General features: G+C 42.3%; 20 protein-coding genes and 1 pseudogene. 10 read left to right on the top strand and 11 right to left on the bottom strand.

Going from position 1 to position 19,625, the window contains the following annotated elements; genetic code table 11:
* Positions 1-71 precede the first annotated feature (71 nt).
* The 3 genes from DP116_RS00675 to DP116_RS00665 all read right to left on the bottom strand — a co-directional run bounded on the left by DP116_RS00675 (position 72) and on the right by DP116_RS00665 (position 4,250).
* Positions 72-1,802, bottom strand: coding sequence for a diflavin flavoprotein (locus DP116_RS00675; protein WP_169153322.1), 1,731 nt, complete (start codon positions 1,800-1,802; stop codon positions 72-74).
* A 360-nt stretch (positions 1,803-2,162) separates the two neighbouring features.
* Complete coding sequence (locus DP116_RS00670; protein WP_169153321.1) at positions 2,163-2,600, bottom strand: RrF2 family transcriptional regulator; 438 nt, start codon at positions 2,598-2,600, stop codon at positions 2,163-2,165.
* Between the two features lie 681 nt (positions 2,601-3,281).
* Positions 3,282-4,250, bottom strand: coding sequence for a LysR family transcriptional regulator (locus DP116_RS00665; protein ID WP_169153320.1), 969 nt, complete (start codon positions 4,248-4,250; stop codon positions 3,282-3,284).
* Between the two features lie 508 nt (positions 4,251-4,758).
* Here DP116_RS00665 and DP116_RS00660 point away from each other — a divergent pair.
* Entirely contained in the window at positions 4,759-6,153 is a 1,395-nt protein-coding gene (locus DP116_RS00660) for an APC family permease (protein WP_169153319.1), read from the top strand.
* Between the two features lie 598 nt (positions 6,154-6,751).
* Entirely contained in the window at positions 6,752-7,195 is a 444-nt protein-coding gene (locus DP116_RS00655; RefSeq protein ID WP_211172998.1) for a YidH family protein, read from the top strand.
* A 199-nt stretch (positions 7,196-7,394) separates the two neighbouring features.
* On the opposite strand, the gene DP116_RS29885 is transcribed toward DP116_RS00655, so the two are convergent.
* On the bottom strand, positions 7,395-7,520 hold the full coding sequence (locus DP116_RS29885; RefSeq protein WP_281357334.1) for a hypothetical protein: 126 nt from the start codon (positions 7,518-7,520) through the stop codon (positions 7,395-7,397).
* A gap of 19 nt (positions 7,521-7,539) precedes the next feature.
* Entirely contained in the window at positions 7,540-8,007 is a 468-nt protein-coding gene (locus DP116_RS00650; protein WP_169153318.1) for an RrF2 family transcriptional regulator, read from the bottom strand.
* 253 nt (positions 8,008-8,260) lie between these two features.
* On the opposite strand from DP116_RS00650, the gene cysE reads away from it, so the two are divergent.
* The gene (gene cysE, locus DP116_RS00645) at positions 8,261-8,986 is read left to right on the top strand and encodes a serine O-acetyltransferase (protein ID WP_169153317.1); all 726 of its coding nucleotides are present in this window, start codon (positions 8,261-8,263) and stop codon (positions 8,984-8,986) included.
* Positions 8,987-9,101: 115 nt separating this feature from the next.
* Here the strand turns inward: cysE and DP116_RS00640 are convergent, their stop codons facing one another.
* Positions 9,102-9,308 (bottom strand): AzlD domain-containing protein, encoded by a 207-nt coding sequence (locus DP116_RS00640; protein ID WP_211172997.1) that lies wholly within the window; start codon positions 9,306-9,308, stop codon positions 9,102-9,104.
* Positions 9,309-9,504: 196 nt separating this feature from the next.
* Here DP116_RS00640 and DP116_RS00635 point away from each other — a divergent pair, with 196 nt between their 5' ends.
* The 4 genes and pseudogenes from DP116_RS00635 to DP116_RS00620 all read left to right on the top strand — a co-directional run bounded on the left by DP116_RS00635 (position 9,505) and on the right by DP116_RS00620 (position 14,548).
* Positions 9,505-10,653, top strand: coding sequence for a Clp protease N-terminal domain-containing protein (locus DP116_RS00635; protein ID WP_169153315.1), 1,149 nt, complete (start codon positions 9,505-9,507; stop codon positions 10,651-10,653).
* A 13-nt stretch (positions 10,654-10,666) separates the two neighbouring features.
* Positions 10,667-11,635 (top strand): 50S ribosomal protein L11 methyltransferase, encoded by a 969-nt coding sequence (locus DP116_RS00630; protein WP_169153313.1) that lies wholly within the window; start codon positions 10,667-10,669, stop codon positions 11,633-11,635.
* Positions 11,636-12,276: 641 nt separating this feature from the next.
* Positions 12,277-13,956 (top strand): annotated as a pseudogene (locus tag DP116_RS00625) (IS1182 family transposase).
* Between the two features lie 106 nt (positions 13,957-14,062).
* Positions 14,063-14,548 carry a hypothetical protein gene (locus DP116_RS00620; RefSeq protein WP_169153311.1) on the top strand — a complete coding sequence of 162 codons (486 nt, stop codon included), beginning with the start codon at positions 14,063-14,065 and terminating at the stop codon, positions 14,546-14,548.
* A 354-nt stretch (positions 14,549-14,902) separates the two neighbouring features.
* On the opposite strand, the gene DP116_RS00615 is transcribed toward DP116_RS00620, so the two are convergent.
* The 3 genes from DP116_RS00615 to DP116_RS00605 all read right to left on the bottom strand — a co-directional run bounded on the left by DP116_RS00615 (position 14,903) and on the right by DP116_RS00605 (position 16,761).
* Complete coding sequence (locus DP116_RS00615) at positions 14,903-15,721, bottom strand: hypothetical protein (protein WP_169153310.1); 819 nt, start codon at positions 15,719-15,721, stop codon at positions 14,903-14,905.
* A 301-nt stretch (positions 15,722-16,022) separates the two neighbouring features.
* On the bottom strand, positions 16,023-16,268 hold the full coding sequence (locus DP116_RS00610; RefSeq protein ID WP_169153309.1) for a hypothetical protein: 246 nt from the start codon (positions 16,266-16,268) through the stop codon (positions 16,023-16,025).
* A 223-nt stretch (positions 16,269-16,491) separates the two neighbouring features.
* Positions 16,492-16,761, bottom strand: coding sequence for a peptidoglycan-binding domain-containing protein (locus DP116_RS00605; RefSeq protein WP_169153308.1), 270 nt, complete (start codon positions 16,759-16,761; stop codon positions 16,492-16,494).
* A 324-nt stretch (positions 16,762-17,085) separates the two neighbouring features.
* On the opposite strand from DP116_RS00605, the gene DP116_RS00600 reads away from it, so the two are divergent.
* Positions 17,086-18,324 carry a serine/threonine-protein kinase gene (locus tag DP116_RS00600; RefSeq protein WP_169153307.1) on the top strand — a complete coding sequence of 413 codons (1,239 nt, stop codon included), beginning with the start codon at positions 17,086-17,088 and terminating at the stop codon, positions 18,322-18,324.
* Positions 18,325-18,365: 41 nt separating this feature from the next.
* Here DP116_RS00600 and DP116_RS00595 read toward each other — a convergent pair whose 3' ends face one another.
* Both DP116_RS00595 and DP116_RS00590 read right to left on the bottom strand, forming a co-directional pair.
* Entirely contained in the window at positions 18,366-18,512 is a 147-nt protein-coding gene (locus tag DP116_RS00595) for a hypothetical protein (RefSeq protein WP_169153306.1), read from the bottom strand.
* Between the two features lie 7 nt (positions 18,513-18,519).
* Positions 18,520-18,756, bottom strand: a complete 237-nt coding sequence (locus DP116_RS00590; protein WP_246275426.1) for a hypothetical protein — start codon at positions 18,754-18,756, stop codon at positions 18,520-18,522.
* Positions 18,757-19,199: 443 nt separating this feature from the next.
* Between DP116_RS00590 and DP116_RS28415 the strand changes: the two genes are divergently transcribed.
* Together DP116_RS28415 and DP116_RS28410 are read left to right on the top strand one after the other, a co-directional pair.
* Positions 19,200-19,388 carry a hypothetical protein gene (locus tag DP116_RS28415; RefSeq protein ID WP_211172996.1) on the top strand — a complete coding sequence of 63 codons (189 nt, stop codon included), beginning with the start codon at positions 19,200-19,202 and terminating at the stop codon, positions 19,386-19,388.
* Positions 19,382-19,600, top strand: a complete 219-nt coding sequence (locus DP116_RS28410; protein WP_211172995.1) for a hypothetical protein — start codon at positions 19,382-19,384, stop codon at positions 19,598-19,600. Before DP116_RS28415 ends, DP116_RS28410 begins: the two co-directional genes overlap by 7 nt.
* Positions 19,601-19,625: the final 25 nt, after the last annotated feature.

The raw sequence follows: 19,625 nt of genomic DNA, 5'->3' as shown, positions 1-19,625 counted from the left end.
AATAAACATTAAGTGCATCCTCATGGAGAATTGGTATAAGGAATCAATGTGCAATTTTTAGGCGCGATAACTTAATAATGGTTACCAACCTTACGATGGTGAACGGCTGTGAGGGCATCTAGTTTAGCCACTCTGCCAGTTTGGACGCTGCTATAAATAATCCAGTGATCGCTGCACTCGATTCGCGTCGTGACTTCACATTCCATATATGCTAGTGCATCTGCCAAAATCGGACAGCCATTGCTGGCGGGGTAGGTTTTAATGTTTGCAAATCGATCTGAACCGGGAGGGAAACGCTTGAGGAAGTGTTTCATTAAGCTTTGGTAGTTGTCTTCTTCTAGGACGTTGAGAACAAAGCGATCGCCCACGTGAAGTAATGATTCAATTGCCCTGTCTTTCGCAACTGCAATAGCGACTCCCAAAGGATTCATACTCGCTTGCATCACCCAAGAGGCGAACATGGCACTGGTGACATCTGCTTTCTGGGCGGTAATAATATAGAGTCCACTGCTTAACCGTCCCAATGCCCGTTCTAAATCATTATCTATGGCTTTGATTTGTTTGATCGTGCGATCGCGAGTCAACCACTGTCCGATGTCAGTCCCCGCTTCATCACACATTTGTTCGGTGATGTGCGTTGGTGGTTCTTTGATCAAAATGGGTGGAAAAGCTTCCGTCAGACCGATTTCTTGAAACTTGTTACGCAAGGGATAAATTGGTTCATCTTCCCTACCGCCACTTTCAAACAGTCCGACTGCTTGCTTACGGTGTGCAGCTGCGAGAATAGTACTTAAAGCTGCATGGGCATTTTGATTCGATTGGGATGGCATACCAATCACCAAACCCGTCGCTTGATTGACCAATTCCCGGACTTCATGAGGTTCAGCAGTATTTAAATCTACCAGTTCTACCGCTACCCCATTTCTCTGGACGCCATGAGCGATCGCTCTTGCCAATTGGTCGCTTGAGCCGTAATCTTCACAGTAGAACAGGGCAACGAGAGTATCTGCTTTGGCTTGTTCCTGACTCCATTTCTGGTAGCAACTCACCCAGTCTGACAAATGATGTTGTAATAAAGGTCCATGCCCTGTGGCGATTGTATTTATATCTAATTTTTCCATCCGCTTGATAGCAGACAACACGGAACGGGCATTTGGACCCATCAGGCAGTCGTAGTAATATTTAAAATCGGCTTCGATTAATTCTGAATCTTCATCAAAGGTGTGATCGTCGCAGTAGTGCATCCCAAAAGCATCGCAAGTGAAGAGGATGCGGGTTTTAGCATCATAGGTAAAAATAGTATCAGGCCAGTGAAGATTGGGGGCACTCACGAATTCTAACTCATGTCCGTTGCCTAAATCGAGGCGATCGCCATTCTTAACTATCAGCGATTGAAATGGCTGATGTATCATATTTTCCAGGAACTGGATGGCAACTTTTGCTCCTACTACCGTCACTTGAGGAGCTAACTGCAACACCTCTTTAACAAGTCCACTGTGATCCGGTTCAGTATGACTAATAATTAGATAGTCCAAAGTTGAGAGGTTAATCAATCCTTTCAAGACATCTAAGTACAACTGCTTAAACTTGCGATGAGAGGTGTCAATTAAAGCTGTCTTTTCACTTTGAATGAGAAAGGAATTATAGGTTGTACCATTGTTCAATCCAAACTCGATATCGAAGCGTGAGCGATCCCAATCCAGAGAGCGAATAGCGATCGTTTCAACGCCAATATCAACTGTTTGCATGGTCAAGCGACCGTGCGATTGAGTATTTTCAGAACGAGCAGTGAGTGCAACCATACGCTTGTGCCTCCAACAATCTTTTGGCGTGAGTGTTCTTAACTCTCATTCTGCTTGGAAAGCACTCCAATTGTAAAATGTCAATTTCTAAAGCTAATCATTAGTTATTTCAATAATGAAATTACTTTTATTTTTCTATTCTTATCATTAAAATTTGCATTGATTTTAGGCTTTTCTCCTGCTCCAAAAAGCGGTATTGGGGCGTGCCTGATTCATGCTCCTCCAACGTAGGGTGGGCACTCTCCACTCACCCCACGCCCATAATATAGGAAGCTATGCAGTGCCCACCCTACAAATCTACAAATCAAGATTTTTAGTAATTCGCGATTCCTAATCAGGAGATGGATTAGCGACGTAAGACTAGATGTAGTACATAAATTCCATCTGTCGTCGTTTCCCTCGTTGCTCATAAAGGTCATGGATGGTATACTTCTGTAGAACAGAGTAAGCTGCCTCACATGCTTCTTGCCAAACCTCTTGAACAACTTCAGTTTCTACTGATGTCGGGGTAGATTTTTTATTGGGCACATCCTCGTCTGCTTCCTCCATACAACGGAAAGCATCTAGAAGTGTAATCTTTCGGGGTTCTCGTGCCAGAACATAGCCACCTTTGACGCCGCGTATGCTCTTAATTAAACCTCCACGCCTTAATGTCGCCAGAAGTTCTTCCAAATAGCGGTTTGGTATGTTTTGTCGTACTGCTATTTCTCGGATTTGTAATGATTCACCGCTAGAATAGCAGGCTGCTAGCGCTATTAGGGAAAGAATCGCGTACTCAGTTTTATTAGAGAGTTCCATAGACGAGAAAATATAGACCCATTTAGTTATTACCTGTGATCAAGCTGGGTGTCAGCCCAACCATAAGAATTAGGATTACAGGCAATATCTCGGTGACGCTCCTACACTGACTGCTTGCAGTACGGTGTAAGCTTCTGGCAGAAATTATCTTTCCAGAAATTCCTTCGTGGTACTCGACTTTCCCACTACGGCGGTTTATAGTCAAGGCGCGCCCTTCTCGACTCGAATGATTGAAAAACCATTCACCTACATTCCTTGAAGATTTTACATACGGTCGGCTGTAGTCAGCTGTTTGACAGCGTATTTAAGACCCTTACGGGTTCGGCAGTTACTCCACTTGGGGAGACCCCAAGACCATACTGCCTCACCGCACTTCCCAGTAAAACCTTATATCTTCACTTGTCTAGGTACAGATGCGTGGTTAGCAATTTCGGCTTTAGCAACACTTTGGTGCGGAGCTTACAGCGAAGAAGCTAATCTTGTGCTTGTAGGCTTACGACAAGTATAAAGAAGATTATTAATAAAATCAAATATTTTTATTTGTTTGTTTAATAAAAAAAAGTGATTAATATCAAGCTCGGATCAATACCAAGTTGCGTTCATACATTTTACTGTCTTGTGTTGTCTCCCTTGTCTGCCTTGTCCCAAGAACTACCTGATATCTTTGAATGCAACTCCGTATTAGTTGAGTTCCGAGTCGAAAACTTTTGAGTTTTGACGAGTTGACTCTGGACTTTCCACAGCGGTCAAAATCTCTTCAAAGGCGATCGCAACTCGAGTCTGAAAACGCTGTCTGTGTTTGAGCTTCCAAACAGGTTGAACAATGTCTAGCTTGGTGCCAGAGTTTCTTTCTACCACATAAACGGCGTGAAGTGTAGATAGCTGTATTTCTTTTTTGACCATCACTTCCGGAATAGCAGCAGCACCAACACCGCTTTCTACTACTGCTTTCACCATTTCGCTACTGCTTAAGACAAGAACAATATCCAACTCAGTCAGCTGAATTCCCCAATTTTGTAAGGCTTGCTCAAACATTTGCTGTGCCCCGGAACCGGGTTCTCGCATCACCCAACTGGTTGCTAGCAGTTCTGCTGGGCAAATTTCTGTCCGCTCAAACCAGGGGTGAGATGTACCAACCACAATTTGCAGGCGATCGCTCCCCACAACTTCTTGCTCCAAATAGCTCTTCAGTGACGGTTTAACGTCTCCTGTCACTAAACCAAAATCAAAAAATCCTGTCGCAGTCCCTTCGCAAATTTCTTCTGCATTACCCAACGTGCAGTCGATATGAATTCCGGGATATTGGCGCTTGAACTGGCTAATTTTCTCTGGTAACCAGTAGTTACCAATGGTGAGACTTGATCCCAGCTTTAATTCACCGCGTTGCAGATTATTGAGTTCTTTCAAGCCTCGTTCAGTTAAAGAAACTTGGTCAAGAACTTTCTGCGCCTCCATTTGCAGCAATTTACCAGCATCAGTAATTTCGATATGGCGACCAATCCTATGGAATAGTCTCACCCCATATTCTGCTTCCAAACTTTGAATTGCCGCACTTACTGCTGGTTGAGTGATATAAAGCGCTTCTGCAGCGCGGGTAAAGTGCATCAGTTCCGCAACTGCCAAAAAAATTCGCAACTGCTCAAGCGTCATTTTGAACCTTAAGGCTTTTTGGGTGTTGAGTCTGACCACTATGGTTGATGACTTCCTCATATTGTACGGTAATTAGAGGCAACTACCGTACTTAAAAATCAAATTTTTGTAACATCTCTGGCTGTAACTTATGTGCCTAAATATTAGTAATAAATCAGGCAAAGTGGTATAAGCAGTGACTTTATGGGTTCATTTTTCTAACATACTGAGTTGTGAATAAAGCTAATAATAACCTGTACAGTTAACAATACCATAAGTGTTATCACAACACAAGAACAGCCAAGATAATCATCATTTGTTAACTGTAAATGCAAATAATAATAGAGTGATTTATTTGACATCAAATCGAAAAATGAATAAATTCAATCTATGACTTTGACAAAAAAGAATATTTGCTTTTACTGACACAGAGCAATAAAGTGAAGACTGTGCTACGGCTATGGTACTTCGTTAAAGCAAAGTTTACCAAAATTACTCGGACATCTACACTCTTGAAAATTTGCTTACCATGACCATTACTGACGAAACTCGACAGAAAAGGAGTGCTCACGGCTTAAAGCCGAACTGTTTATCATTTGGAGAAGTACTAGCACAATCCTTTGCCGTCATCGCTCCCACTACGATCCCAGCATCCAACATCGGCTTAATTGTTGCCCTATCGGGAAATGGCACTTGGCTGTCGTTTGTGATTGGCTTAATTGGATTAGTGCTTGTCAGCATCAATATAAATCAATTTGCCAGTCGCTCAGCTTCACCCGGTTCATTGTATTCGTACATTAGCAAAGGACTTGGTCCAACAGCAGGTGTGATTTGCGGCTGGAGTTTGGTACTGGCGTATTTGTTTACAGGGATGTCAGTGTTGTGTGGTTTTGCCAACTTTAGTAGTGTCTTAATTGGTCATTTAGGGATTCATCCTTCGAGTATTACCCTGTTAGCTTTGGGTGCGGGTATTGCTTGGTATGCAGCATATAAAGATATCCAACTTTCTGCGATTGCAATGCTATGGATGGAAGGTATTTCTCTTGTCCTGATTGCAGGATTGTGTCTTCTCATCTGGGCACATAAAGGTTTTGCAATTGACATACCACAACTAACCCTAGAAGGTGTCACTCCTGGTAACTTAGCAACAGGGTTAGTGCTGGTGATGTTTGGTTTTTCTGGCTTTGAAAGTGCGACCTCATTGGGTGATGAAGCTAAAAATCCACTGCGAACTATCCCTAGATCCGTAATGGGTAGTGCGATTTTGGCTGGTTTGTTCTTCATTTCCACAACTTATATAGAAGTACTGGGTTTTCGCGACACGGGTATGTCGATTACCAAAACAGAGGAACCGTTGGGTTTCTTGTCGCAACAGATAGGCATGGGTTACCTAGGCGATTTGATAGCTTTTGGCGCGCTGTTTAGTTTCTTTGCTTGTGTGTTGGGTTGTATCAATCCTGCTGCCAGAATCTTCTTCACAATGGCACGCCACGGATTGTTCCATTCTCGCTTGGGTACGGCGCACTCATCCAACCGCACACCCCACGTTGCAGTGACGATGTGTTCATTCATCACCTTCTTAGTTCCAGCGGTGATGTCCCTGTTTCACATCAAATTGTTCGAGAGCATGGGTTATTTAGGGGCTATCTGTAGTTATGGATTTCTCACAGTTTATATCCTGATTTCAATCGCGGCTCCAGTTTACTTGTACAGAATCAGAAAACTGCGTGTGCATCATCTGGTATCCAGTGTGCTGGCGGTTGGGTTCATGATGATTCCGGTGTTAGGGAGTGTGGGAATTCCTGGGAGTACGATGTTCCCTGTGCCAGAACCTCCTTATAATACCTTGCACCAATTAATGACTGAACAGCACTCATTCGTTGTGTCAACCCGACAGCCAAGAACTGATGTTTCTGGCTTCTAGCGAAAGTCTTATTGAGAGGACTTTTGAGATGTTAATCTTTGTTGACTAAGTTGGGTCAAACACTTTTAATATTTGTAGGTTGGGTTGAACTGAGATCTTGCACGATTCTCAAGCTTGCATTCTCGTCCGCCTGGGATTTAAATCCCAGTCTCATAGCAAAAGTCGTCTAAAGACGACTGCATAAGCCTTGAAGTCTACTTTAGTAGACTTGGGCTGTGAGCCTCGGAATTAATTCCGAGGCGGTCAAAATGGGCTAATTGAAAGTGATGCAATATCTCAGGTTGAACGAAGTGAAACCCAACGGAATCTGAACATGCACGATTTTAAAAAATCAAATAGGATTACTATATCAAGTCCGTCTTAACAAGTCAAAGTCATTTCAATCTCTTTGAAATTGTTGTGTCATCAAATATCGATTTTTAAAAAGTATTATTGGATACAGTCAAAATTGACTAATTAACCAGTATAATTCACAATTATCAAGATAACACTATTAAATTTTATTGTCAAATCTGGAATATAGAATAAGACAGAGGAAAATAAACTTTCACAGAAGTAAATTTGACTCAAATTCATCAAAAAATTTAAAAAGTTTTGTATGCAACTACCATTCAAATTTATGAAGGCGAATGCAGAAATTTCAGAAAAAGAAAAGTCAAATAAACCTAGTTCAACAGATAAAGTGCGGGAACATTTAGCAAATGAACGTACCTATCTTGCATGGATGAGGAGTGGAATTGCTTTGATGGGGTTTGGTGTTTTGATTGTCCGCTTGCGTATTCTTCGTCCTCCTCTTGCACCTCAAGCACCTGGTGATGGTTGGAAGTTAGGTTTAGCCTTCTCATTAGTTGGTTTGTTAACAGTCATGCTTTCAACACAGCATTATCTTGTTGTACGCCGTGATATTGAGGAGGATACCTACCAACCAGCAGACCGATTGGTCATCCTCTCTAGCCTTGCTGTTATACTTCTTGGAATTGGGGTTATCTATTACGTCTTCAGTATTCCTCTGGAGTCATTAAACACAGTCATAGTTGAGTGAAGAGACTGGGTGTGGAGTGTTAGGAGTACCCCTGCACCCTGCACCTTTTATGAAGGATTGTTAGAATAGGATGGTCATCCGGTGGTAAATCCCATCATTGAATCGCGTGATTCCTGTGTGAGGTGGCTGTTGACTCGACCAAGATAGTTTCTCTGATTAAACTTGAGTCTACTTCTTTTGTTGTTTCCTCCTACTCATTTCAATCGAGTTTTTGGCAGAAGTGACTGGTTTGGTGAGAAACAATCTCCAACTGTTTGGGAATCTCTTTGAAACAAACGACAAGAATCGGTCTGCCTAATGCTGTGATGTTTTTTGCTATCTGCATATGGTAACTCCGAGAATGTCTAAATATAATACATTGGACCTTGCTGCAAGCGAGCCTCTCTTTGCTGACACAAATCTTGGAGTGTATAGTTCTGTAAAACCTTAATAGAGGCGGTGTTGGCTTGCTCCCAGATCTCATGAACCAAATCCCTTTCCAAAGTGGAAGTCACAGAGGGTTCTCTGTCTTTACGTTCTCCTTCCACCAAAGTGACAATCTCCAGCAAGGTGATTTGCCAAGGTTCACGCGCCAGAACAAAGCCTCCTCGCGAGCCACGATGACTCTGTATGACACCTGCTCGCCGCAAACTGGTGAGAATTTGTTCCAGATAGCGCTCAGGTATGGGTTGTTTAGCAGTCATTTCACTCATAGTGAGAGGAGTTTTTTTTCCCTTGTTGGTTGCTAATTCTAAAAGTGCTAGCAGCGCGTATTCAACTTTGGAAGACAGATCCAAAAGGGTGTAGTTTTGGCTATTCAAGTTTGTACTCAATATACTACTGTTGGTCGATAATTTTATTGTAATTTTATGATAGATTCATTCTCATGGCAGTGTTAAATGTAATAATATTGCGCTATCTACTCATAAAATATCATAAACTTATCGTTTTACCGTAGTTTTGCTAACACAATTATCACAAATAACTTGATTGATTACAAAACTTACACACCTGTCTTGTCTGTTGAGATTTGGTGTCGGTGCATATTTTGAGTTGTTTATGAACTTCCCGAGATAGAAACAAATTATGCTGCTAACTGATTTGCGAACGATTTATGAACGTGATCCAGCCGCCCGTAACTGGCTGGAAGTGTTATTCTGTTACCCAGGTTTTCAAGCCATACTCTTCCATCGAGTGGCACACTGGCTTTATCAAAGGGGGATTCCCTTCATACCTCGGTTGATCTCCCATATCAGTCGGTTTTTTACTGGAATTGAGATTCACCCTGGAGCAAAAATTGGCACGGGAGTTTTTATTGACCACGGTATGGGAGTCGTGATTGGTGAGACAGCAGTGGTGGGTGAGTACAGCCTAATTTACCAAGGAGTTACCCTAGGCGGTACTGGCAAACAGACAGGAAAGCGCCATCCTACTGTTGGCAATCACGTTGTTGTGGGAGCAGGTGCTAAAGTATTGGGTAACATTAATATTGGGGATCATGTCCGCATTGGAGCAGGTTCAGTCGTGCTGCGAGATGTGCCTAGCAACACCACAGTCGTAGGGGTTCCAGGGCGTGTGACTCGTCAGGCTGAGGAAAGCACCGATGTTCTGGCTCACAATAAACTGCGGGATGTGGAAGCAGAAGTGATTCGCGCTTTATTTGAACGGGTTAAAGCTTTAGAAAAACAAGTCCAAGAGTTAGAGGTACAACCTTCTGTACACGCATTGCAAGTCAGCGACTCACAAACGAACAATGGCAAGTCCAGTAGTGATTTGATGATTTCAGAGTTTTTAGATGGTGCGGGGATTTAGGTGATGAAGGCGATCGCTATTTCATAGATGAATGCGATCGCAGCACTGTAAGCAACGCTGCGATCGCATTTTCAAAGAATGAAATTTACTTACAAGTAAAAACTTCAATCAAGTTTTAATGCAGTTGCACAAGCCACTGCCAACAAAAAAATATCAGCATTCGCAACACAATAGTTAATAGCAAATTCTTTGTCCAAAAGCTGATCAAAATTGCAGCGCTCGCTCCCACCAAACGAGCATTGGTGTAAGATAGGGGCGGCGATGCTGCAAAGCAGCCGCTACGCGAACGCCATACCTCGTCACCATTTGGGCGAGAGTCCAAAGAAAACAAGATTCCCCTCACGACCTGTCAAAATTAATGTGGCGGACCACTAGCCTGTCATTTCCTGAAAACGGTATGAAATATAGCTTTGGGAGTTAAAGTAAAGTAAACTTGACATAAAGACAAGTTAAGTTTACTATAGGATACAGGCTAGGCAAAAACTATACAAATAAACTAGTTTTTTTTCAGCCAAGCAATGCAAAATCGTTTACGTCTTCTTAGAACTCAACGCAATTGGTCACAGGCGGAATTAGCACAACGTTTGGGCGTGAGTCGTCAAACCATCAACGCTATTGAAGTTGGTAAATACGACCCAAGTTTGTCTCTAGCCTTTAAAATTGCCCAGTTGTTTCGCTGTCCAATGCAATTCATCTTCTTACCAGAGGAAAGGTCTATGTTTGAAAGATTTACCGCCAAAGCATACCGTGCAATTGTACTTGCACAAGGCGAAGGTGAGCGCTTAGGACATCAATTTGTAGGTACTGAACAGATTTTGATTGGATTAATTGCAGAAGGTAATGGTCTTGCTGCTAAAATTCTCAAGTCTTTTGGTGTCACCTTGGAAGCGGCTCAAATAGAGGTAGAAAAAATTATTGGTCGTGGTTCTGGAATTAAAGGCATAGAGTATCCCTTTACTCCTAAAGGTAAGCAAGTTTTGGACTTTGCTGTTGAAGAATCTCAGAAATTAGGTCACACACACATTGGTACAGAGCACCTTTTACTGGGTGTATTGATGGTTACAGATGGGGTAGCAGTGAGGGTGTTGGAAAAGCTAGGCATAAACCTTCAAAATCTAAAGCAAGAAGTGCTCAGAGAAATCACATCTGTTGGCATACCACAGGTAAATATTGCTCCTAGTAGAGACTTTGGCAGTGAGGATAACTTGAATGATTCCCCACCTGATTTTACCTCTGGTGAAATTAGCGCTCGATTTTGTGCATTTTTGTTTTCTTGGGTAGAACCGCGCAAGCTAGGACATATCATTGGCTCTAGAGGTGGATTTCAGTTACCCAATGGAGAGATAGCTGCGCCGCGTATTTCATTCTTTTCACGGGAACGCTTGAAGCGAGTACCGCGAACTTATCCTGAATTAGTACCTGATCTCGTTGTGGAGATTAAATCTGCCTTTGACCGACTTATATCTGTACAACAGACAATTCAAAGATTCTTAGATTTGGGAGTGAAAGTCGCGCTACTCATTGATCCAGATGCTCAAACTGTGGCTGTTCATCGCTTAAGCAATGGGGCGACAGTGCTAGGGAATGGTGAAAAGCTGACTATCTCAGAGTTGTTCCCAGAGTGGGAACTTGCAGTCTCTGAAATTTGGCCCCCTGTATTTGATTGAGAAGAAAAAAAATATGCCGTGGATAGAGTTAAGCCTCGATACAACACACGAGGCTATTGATTGGGTCTGTACGCTGCTTGCAGAAACTATCGATATTGATGACATTAATATCGTAGAATATACAGAACCTAACCTACCCCACCCAGTTGATCAGCACCCTCAATGGACGTTCACGATTTACTTATATCTACCACTAGATGCCCAGTCGAGGACACGTGTAGAAAAAATCGTTAATTTGCTCTCGCCCTTGCACCGTACTGGACTAACAACTGCGATACAGACGAGTGTGGTTGAGGAGAAACCCACAGACGCAAACGGACTCAACTCCAGAGTTCATCGGATTGGGAAACGTTTCGTTGTGGTGACTCCTGATGCACCATTACAATCCCAGACAGCAGACGAAATCACTCTGAGACTGAAGACAACCCTCTGTTTTGGCAGCGGTTTACATCCAGCAACCATTCTCAGCCTTCAACTGCTTGAGCAGTATATCATCCCCACCATGAATGTCTTAGACTTGGGTTCAGGTTCAGGTATTCTTAGTGTGGCAATGGCGAAGCTTGGGGCAAACGTCTTAGCGCTAGACAATGATAGCATTGCTGTAGAAGCCACTCAGGACGCCGTACGTTGTAACGGAGTAGAACAGCAGGTAAGGGTGATGAAAGGAAGCTTGGGGTCTGGAAGTGAGATGGGGCATTGGATGGGTGGAGACATTATCGACAATGTGCCAAGCATCAAACCTACAAAAACTTTTGACCTTATCGTCGCAAATATTCTAGCACGAATGCACATTGCTCTTGCTGATGACTTCCAGCGTGCGCTGCGTCAAACTGATGCACAGGTCGGACTTCTGATTACAGCGGGTTTTACTGCTGATCATGAGGATAATGTTGACAAGGCTCTAACAAAAGCAGGATTTGAGATCGTTGATTGTAAACGATTAGACGAGTGGGTTGCATTTGCTCACCGCCTTGTTTTGTAACGGATGCTGTTGGCGAAATATTTCGTTACATTTGAGCCCATAAAACCCAATGTAAGGAAAAACATTGAGCAGTACTATTTCAAACAGATTTTGTCGGTAATCGTTCTCAACAATATTTTAGGAGTTTTAGCTCGGCAATCATTCTATTTAAAGCTTTTCGGGTTGTTTTATAAGCATGAGCCTGTCGCCCTAATTTCAATTCAGATAAAATGCGAAGCGCGTTCCGCGCCGCTCCGCTAACGCGTACCGCCTCATAATCTACAACATCATGCACTTTGGTAATGGCTGAGCGTTCCTTAATTTCAGAGTTACGTGAAGTGAGATTCTATACTTGGGCTTTAAGCGTCTCTATCTCCTGTTCATACCGCGTAATACTCGGTAATAGCTCTGAGGATTTCCATATATTACACGGTTGGAGAGCGACGCTTTTCCATGTATTACACGGATAAAACTTTCTTCTAACTATTTCCTCCAGGTAGTCGGCTCTACTTAATCCCAAACATTCAGAGGCAATACCTACAAGTTAAAGATTCAACTTGTGATTGTGTACTCCAGTTGCCAATGAGTACGCGAAAAAATTAAACCTCTGGGTACGGTTCGATTATTTGTATCGTTAGGGTGTCTACTGGTGGAGAATAGTAATGATTCAACTTCAAGAAATCGACCCAATTCCAGAAGAAACAGCACACATCGCTCGTTTAGCCTTTGCCAAAGGTAACACTTGTATAAAAATGAGGGATTCTATCGGTACTATCTTTTGCGATCAAGACTTTGAAGCTCTATTCTCAACACGAGGTCAACCAGCTTTTAGCCCTTGGCGATTAGCTCTGGTATGTGTGTTGCAATACATCAACGACATGACTGACAGGCAAGCGTTTCAGTTGCAGTGCGCGGTCGAATTGATTGGAAGTACGCACTTTCTCTAGAACTAACCGACCCCGGCTTTGATTTTAGCGTGCTATGCGAATTTAGAGGGCGACTAATAGCGGGGGGTGTTGAACAAAAATTACTGGATATTTTATTAAAGCAGTTTCAAGAAAAAGGTATTATAAAAGACAAAGGAAAACAGCGCACTGATTCAACTCATGTGCTGGCGGCAGTTCGGAATTTGAATCGCCTTGAAAACGTAGCCGAAACCTTACGTGCTGCATTAAACGCGGTCGCCACTGTCGCACCAGATTGGTTACGTGGTTGGGTTCCACAAGAGTGGTTTGAACGTTACGGACGTGCCGTAGATGAGTACCGCTTACCGTGCATGTGTTGCGGCTCGGTATGAATATGCTGAAACTATTGGTAATGATGGTATGCAGCTATTAGCATCTATCTACGAATCGTCAACAACACCCCAATGGCTGCGGCAAATTCCAGCAATTGAAGTTCTCCGCCAAACTTGGCTACATCAATATTATATAGACTACACAGATGTACCATTAGATACACCTGGCAAATTACGTTGGCGCAACGCAGCAGACTTACCAAAAGCAGGCGACCGTTTTGACTCTCCTTACGATACAGATGCTCGTTACGCCAATAAACGCAGCACAACCTGGATTGGTTACAAGGTACATATTACTGAAACTTGTGATGCTAATGATGTTCATTTGATTACAAATGTTGAGACGACCCAAGCCCAATTATCTGACGTAGACCAGACAGAACCAATTCATGTATCTTTGGAATCAAAAGGCTTATCACCATCTGAACATATTGTCGATGCAGGTTACGTAGACAGCGAATTACTGATAAAAAGTCAAATCGATTTTGATATAGAACTTATTGGTCCAGTTCGTCCAAACGTCAGTTGGCAAGCAAAAACGCCTGGTGGGTATGACATCAGTAAATTTAGTGTCGAGTGGGACGCTAAAACAGTTACGTGCCCTCAAGGTCAAAAAAGTACGACTTGGACTCCTGCAATAGATAATTGGGGCAATTCAGGAATTAACGTGAAGTTTCCCTCCAAAGTCTGCCGCCGTTGTGATTTTAGGCATTTGTGTATTAAATCAAAAAGTGAAAGTGAGCCAAGAAAATTAAGATTGCGTCCAAAAGAAGAACACCAAATTATTCAAACTATCCGATCAACTCAGGATACTGATGAGTGGAAAGAGCGTTATAACACCCGTGCTGGTGTCGAAGGCACTTTATCACAAGGAATAAACGCTTTTGGTTTACGGAAAGCACGTTACCGCAACCTGCCCAAAGTCCGGTTGCAGCACCAAATCACCGCTGTTGCTATTAATATCGTTCGTATGATTGCTTGGTTAGATGGTATACCTCACGCCCAAACCAGAATATCACGATTTGCCGCACTAGCCGTCGCTTAAAACAACACGTACCTTTTTTTTCAATCACCAAAATCATGTAATACACGGTTGAACCCGACCCAATCCGTTGTTTACAATACCGGTGTAAGACATGGTGAAACTTCATATGAAAAGAGATATTCAGGGAAAGTTCGCACTCAAAAACGATGACTACCGTTCTGTGCGTTCTCTACGGCTAACGGACGATACCTGGAGGGCATTGGGCGTGATCGCTGAATGTTTGGGGTTAACCAGAGCTGACTATCTCGAAGAAATAGTCAGCAGGAACCTTTTACCAAGTATTACACCGTCGGAGGCGGAACACCTACCGAGTGTTACACCGTTGGAGGGAGAACACCTACCAAGTATTACACGGTATGAGCAGGAGATAGAGAGACTTAAAGCCCAAGTACAGAATCTTCAAGAAAATAATTCAGAAATGAGAAAGGGGGCAGCCTTCATCTTTATTCAAGACGTTGTGAACTTTGAGACAATACGCGATCGCATTTTATTTGAATTGAAGTTGGGGCGACAGGCGAATGGTTATAAAACAGCTCAAAAAGCCCTGAATAGACTGATTGCGGAACTAAAACTTTTAGCGACTCGCCTGTGATCAACACAAACCAGCAATCTCTCTCCCAACCAAAATTCCATATCTTCCCGAACATAGGGTTTTCCTGGTTGGGAAATGTTAACTCAGATCTTGCACCAGGGTAAAAAATCGGGTTTCTTGAGAATGATGACACTTGCAAACCTTAATTTACTGTTCAAAAACCCGGTTTTTTAGGTCTTGTTGAGAATGGTGCAAGATGTCAGTTAAGAAATATTTCGCCAACAGCATCTGTAACGGGACAAGCCCTATTTTCAACGACCTCGTAAACCTGCGCCTTCTAAGTCACTCAAGCAAGTAGATAATACAAGGAAAGACCCCGTCCTTAAGGACGGGGTTTAACCTCATAAGAGTTAGTTATGGGTATATAGTGTCAGCAACGAACACAGGCTTGTTTCTGTAATCTGCTTCCAACTGTCGTCTCACCCTCTCATCCCAAGTTATGCCGTAGTCTCGTTCAATATCTGCAACGACAAAAGGACGAACAACACCCACCATGCCTACTGTCTGACCTTTGTTAATCACCCGTTTTGGTGTTGCAACGAATAAAACCAACAAATTGTCCGCGCCTAGGGAGTAGCTTTCATTGAGTGTGAACAAAACGGGACTTTGGATATTATCAACATTACCCATAACTGCAACCTTTGTACCATAGTACTTGCGAGGGTTTTTGGTAATTTGTCCCACTCTCGGCGCTAATAGAATTGACTTAGCAATAATCGCAGGTTTATTGATGTAGTCTTTATAAAATTCGTCCTGCAAATTGAGGTTATAATCCCGCTCAATGTTTGGAATATCTAAGTTACGAACATCACCCGTAACTTGAACTCTTGTATCACTGTCAGTCGGTAAATCGAAAGCCAGACCCGAAGCGTTGACGACTACTACAGGCTCGCCGCCTAATAATCTTTGATCAGTTACCGTAAAGGAAGCTAAACCTACTTTTTTAATCGGTTGGCTTCTCACTGTCACGGTTTCACCGATAAAATTGTTTGTCTTTGTGGTAACATCATATGTATTAACAACTTGTGTAGGAGCTAGTCTATTATCGCCATAGCCTACTCTCACCAGCACTGCAATCAATACTAGAGATACAATGACTCTTGCGTCCCAAAGCCTTTGCAGTAAATAATCTCTTTCACGACTGATTTTGCCCTTCATCTCTTGGTCATTCATAATTCAGACTTTCTTATTCTAAATTTATTTGTTGTCCAAAAATACTAAGCTAATATTAGATAGTCAGATAGCACACAAATTCCATAAAAATCAATAGGTATGAGACTTTGACAAAAACTCAAAATTCGCTTCTTCATGAAGTTATTAATCTGAAGGAAGAGAAAGTTTTTGTTTGATGTGATGCAAGTTTAATATTAGCGATGTCGTGTCATTCCCTCTTCCTGCTGAGGTAATATAATTAATATCAAGTAAGATTGATTGCCAATACTGTAGATAGAGTCTTCTCTTCCTATCGGCGACTCTAGGTGGCTATCTTAGCTAGTGCAACTATCTGAAGAGAATGGTAAAAAGCTTGAAATGGTACATATGTACCAAGATGGCAAGATGGCAAGATACAACGATTGAGCGATCGCCCTTCTTTGCCCAGAGGGGTTTTGGAAAAACCCCTCTCCCCAAATCTCCGATTTGGGGCAACCAAACGGAGTTTGGTTGGGGCATAGGGCGCGCCAAGGGCGATCGCCTCCTTCGGTCGGCAGCTGTGCACCATTGCCCAAAACGTCAAAAAAATGTAGCCTTAACATACATTTTACAGGCAGCGCGAACGCGAATGCGTATCGCACACAAAAAAGCAGATCGAAAGGGAATTTTCAAAGGGAACTCTAATAGTAAGCCAAAAGCAAAGACAAATAGCAGTGAGCAAGCCTGGGGGATTATCCCCCAGGCTTTTTTTAAGTTTTACTCATGGCGCAGTAGCAGTGTGCTAAGTCCCGTTAGGCAATATTTACGCCTAAAGCACGCCAAGTTTTTACACCAACAATTCCATCTGGACTCAGATTATACTTGCGTTGAAAGTCTTTGACTGCATCCTCAGTTTTATCACCGAAGTTGGCGTCGAAGGTAATTTTGTATTTGTAACGGAGAATCAGAATTTGTTGCAGTAATCTAACTCCTTCAGTTTGTAGACCTTTTTTTAGAGTTGGCAGATCATTAGACAGTTGGGCATCAGCAGCAGTAGTTGCAGCTTTAAGTTCGGATGACATAGTTTATTCCTGTTTGAATGTTTTTTGGGAGAACACGCACACTCAAAGTATTGAGGCTTGTCCCTCCAAATTCTTAGTAAATGTCATCGAATGTAACTTATGCAGTTGGACAATCAACTTTATTCGCGATCATGCTTTTGCTAGATAAGGCGTTGCCAATATTGCGATAATGTGAGAAGCAATTCTGGCGTTGCTCTTGTGCACCGGGTGCTCGCAATACGCTTCGGTTAACGGTCGTCAGTTGTAGTTTGGTGTATCCTGGCAAGTAAGAGACACTAGAATAAAATTCTATTTGCATTTTACTCACTAAACCACAACGCACTAATGCTACCAGAGCTAAACCCCGGAACTTCGATTAACAGTCGCTATCAGATTCAAAGACTTCTTGGACAGGGAGGCTTTGGAAGAACTTACTTAGCAGTTGACACTCAACGTTTCGGGGATTATTGCGTCCTCAAAGAATTTGTCCCTGCAAACACAGCAGAACCCGTACTTCTCAAATCCCGTGAGTTATTCGAGCGTGAGGCTAAAATTTTATACCAACTCAATCATCCCCAGATTCCTAAGTTTCTGGCTTGGTTAACCGAGAAACAGCGGATATTTATAGTCCAGGAATATATTGAAGGTGATAGTTACTCTCGACTGTTGGGCGATCGCCTTTCGATACAAAAAAAGCCATTTTCCGAGGCAGAAGTTATTCAGTGGTTATTGGATTTGTTGCCAGTTTTAGAGTATATCCATCAACGCAATATCATTCATCGGGATATTTCACCAGACAATGTGATGCTTTCCCGTAAGCTTTCTAAACCTGTACTGATTGACTTTGGAGTGGTTAAGCAAAAATTCACTCAAATTCTGGCGGGTGATTCTTCAAATCCTTCGCACTCTGTTGCTGGTTCAGTAGTTGGAAAAGTAGGTTATTCTCCACCAGAACAGATTCGTATGGGACGCTCTTACCCCTGTAGCGACCTCTATGCACTGGGTGTTTCTGCTCTTGTTCTTCTGACTGGAAAAATGCCACGTTTGCTACTAGATCAGTCTTTTCAGTGGCAATGGAAATCTTACGTTAAAGTTAGTGATTTTCTCACTCAGATATTGGAAAAAATGCTGGCAGAAAGACCAGCATATCGTTATCAATCAGCAAGAGAAGTTTTGAATCTGCTTCAGTCACAAAGTTCATCTGGCGGTATTAATGTGACACCATCACATCAAAACGTACGAATTCATGGTGATCCTGTTAATAAGGTTGGATTACCAGAGACTAAACTACCTAAAGAAACTAAAGAGTCTTCTCGAAAATCACAAAAACCGATTCAAAACACTGAAAAAGCAAACGAATTGCCAGCCGAAAATACGACTAGCATCAAGCCAGAGTTTGTGGAGTATTGTCGGCGAGAACTGACTAGTTTTGTTGGTCCTTTCGCCAGTTTTGTTCTTGAAGACACTTTGGATAAAAATCCACAAATAACACCAGAGCAATTGGTAGAAGTTTTAGTAGAAAAAATTCCTGATCAGCGAAGAGGGCAAGAATTTAAAAAGCGCCTTAACCTCCCTCGCCATTAATTTTTTTACATGAAAATTCCTTTCTAGATGACTATGAAAAATCAAGCAGATTGTGGTTGTGGACTTTGATATGTTTGTAGATATTCAATTATCAGCAAGCGCAAATAATCCAGCATCCGAATATAGGCTTTCATTTGTCCGTAGTCTCGATTGCTTGTCAAGTAAAATTCAGCAAAGTGCTGAACCATCCTGACGTTATCCAATTTTGGGAATTCGTACTGCTCGTTTTTTATTAAAATTGTAGGCTTTGCGTAGATATTTCAACGGGTCAAATTCTTTTCTGTTAGCATGGTCTAGAATACTTTGAGCCACACTGATATAAGTAGAAGCATCCCACTCAGCCATATACCGCTGTATTTCAACAACTTCCGCCTCGGTGTATCCTTCACATAGTTGGGCTAAAAATGGGTCTGGTGGTGGCTCATCGTACACTATTTTTTACTCCTGCTGGTTCCTTGGGTAAACTTCACAATTTTAAATTATCGGGAAAATTCAGTATTTTCCGGTAGTCCTCACCTAAAATAGTTACATAGTTGTGCTAATTTGTTTGCTAACTCGTAGATTTGGAATACCCCAGTTCCACCTATAAGCTACAATCACACGCAGTTCAGCACAATCATCGTGAAGTGTAATGACTGATTTAAAAACTACCAACGCTGCATTGCAAGTTGCTCAACAGACTGTATGGGTTTTAGCACAATTGGCTGGTGTACGATTACTACCGTGAATGTGAGTACCCGAACGATTTAGAAGCAATCAAGGAAGTCAAGTGTAATGCATCGATACAAAGATAGGTATTTTTTTTCCGAAATATTACTGATACGTATCCTTGTAACTGGAAGAATAAAGAACAACAGCAGCGATTGAAAATACTTATGACAAATTCTCAACTCAACATCACAACGGCTATTAGCTGGTGTTTGGCTTGGGGAGATAAGCGAGAACCCAAGTTTGATGTAGCCGTTCTGCTATTCTCCAAGCTAAGAGTTCTCCCGACGATTCAAGCCAAGGACTTCCTGGTGATCCTTGGTTTTCAGAAGCATCCGCACGGAAAAGAGTGGTAGGACAAATAGCTAAAAGAGATGATAGTTCTCAACAATGGTATGAACAGGCAGATTTTGAGTGGAAACCTGGTAAAGAAGCTATAGAAAGTTGGGTTGACAAGTTTGAGCAATATTTACACGATACTCCCCACAGATATTACGGCAAAATTCGCTCGGAAAATCTTCATCGTATTAGCAGGATTGCGACATATCCATGCGTTTGGCGGGAGTAAATCTGTTGGGCTGGGTTGGCTGAAA

The organism is Brasilonema bromeliae SPC951 (genome assembly GCF_012912135.1).
In the GTDB taxonomy this organism is placed as follows: domain Bacteria; phylum Cyanobacteriota; class Cyanobacteriia; order Cyanobacteriales; family Nostocaceae; genus Brasilonema; species Brasilonema bromeliae.
The sequence above is the reverse complement of the archived record's forward strand: the minus strand, read 5'-3'. Positions and strand labels throughout refer to the sequence as shown.

Bases quoted from the DNA above. Each gene is read 5' to 3' on its own strand.
- DP116_RS00675 (WP_169153322.1), bottom strand. From the start codon at position 1,802: ATGGTTGCACTCACTGCTCGTTCTGAAAATACTCAATCGCACGGTCGC.
- DP116_RS00670 (WP_169153321.1), bottom strand. From the start codon at position 2,600: ATGGAACTCTCTAATAAAACTGAGTACGCGATTCTTTCCCTAATAGCG.
- DP116_RS00665 (WP_169153320.1), bottom strand. From the start codon at position 4,250: ATGACGCTTGAGCAGTTGCGAATTTTTTTGGCAGTTGCGGAACTGATG.
- DP116_RS00660 (WP_169153319.1), top strand. From the start codon at position 4,759: ATGACCATTACTGACGAAACTCGACAGAAAAGGAGTGCTCACGGCTTA.
- DP116_RS00655 (WP_211172998.1), top strand. From the start codon at position 6,752: ATGCAACTACCATTCAAATTTATGAAGGCGAATGCAGAAATTTCAGAA.
- DP116_RS29885 (WP_281357334.1), bottom strand. From the start codon at position 7,520: ATGCAGATAGCAAAAAACATCACAGCATTAGGCAGACCGATTCTTGTC.
- cysE (WP_169153317.1), top strand. From the start codon at position 8,261: ATGCTGCTAACTGATTTGCGAACGATTTATGAACGTGATCCAGCCGCC.
- DP116_RS00635 (WP_169153315.1), top strand. From the start codon at position 9,505: ATGCAAAATCGTTTACGTCTTCTTAGAACTCAACGCAATTGGTCACAG.
- DP116_RS00630 (WP_169153313.1), top strand. From the start codon at position 10,667: ATGCCGTGGATAGAGTTAAGCCTCGATACAACACACGAGGCTATTGAT.
- DP116_RS00620 (WP_169153311.1), top strand. From the start codon at position 14,063: ATGAAAAGAGATATTCAGGGAAAGTTCGCACTCAAAAACGATGACTAC.
- DP116_RS00615 (WP_169153310.1), bottom strand. From the start codon at position 15,721: ATGAATGACCAAGAGATGAAGGGCAAAATCAGTCGTGAAAGAGATTAT.
- DP116_RS00610 (WP_169153309.1), bottom strand. From the start codon at position 16,268: ATGGTGCACAGCTGCCGACCGAAGGAGGCGATCGCCCTTGGCGCGCCC.
- DP116_RS00605 (WP_169153308.1), bottom strand. From the start codon at position 16,761: ATGTCATCCGAACTTAAAGCTGCAACTACTGCTGCTGATGCCCAACTG.
- DP116_RS00600 (WP_169153307.1), top strand. From the start codon at position 17,086: ATGCTACCAGAGCTAAACCCCGGAACTTCGATTAACAGTCGCTATCAG.
- DP116_RS00595 (WP_169153306.1), bottom strand. From the start codon at position 18,512: ATGGTTCAGCACTTTGCTGAATTTTACTTGACAAGCAATCGAGACTAC.
- DP116_RS28415 (WP_211172996.1), top strand. From the start codon at position 19,200: ATGACAAATTCTCAACTCAACATCACAACGGCTATTAGCTGGTGTTTG.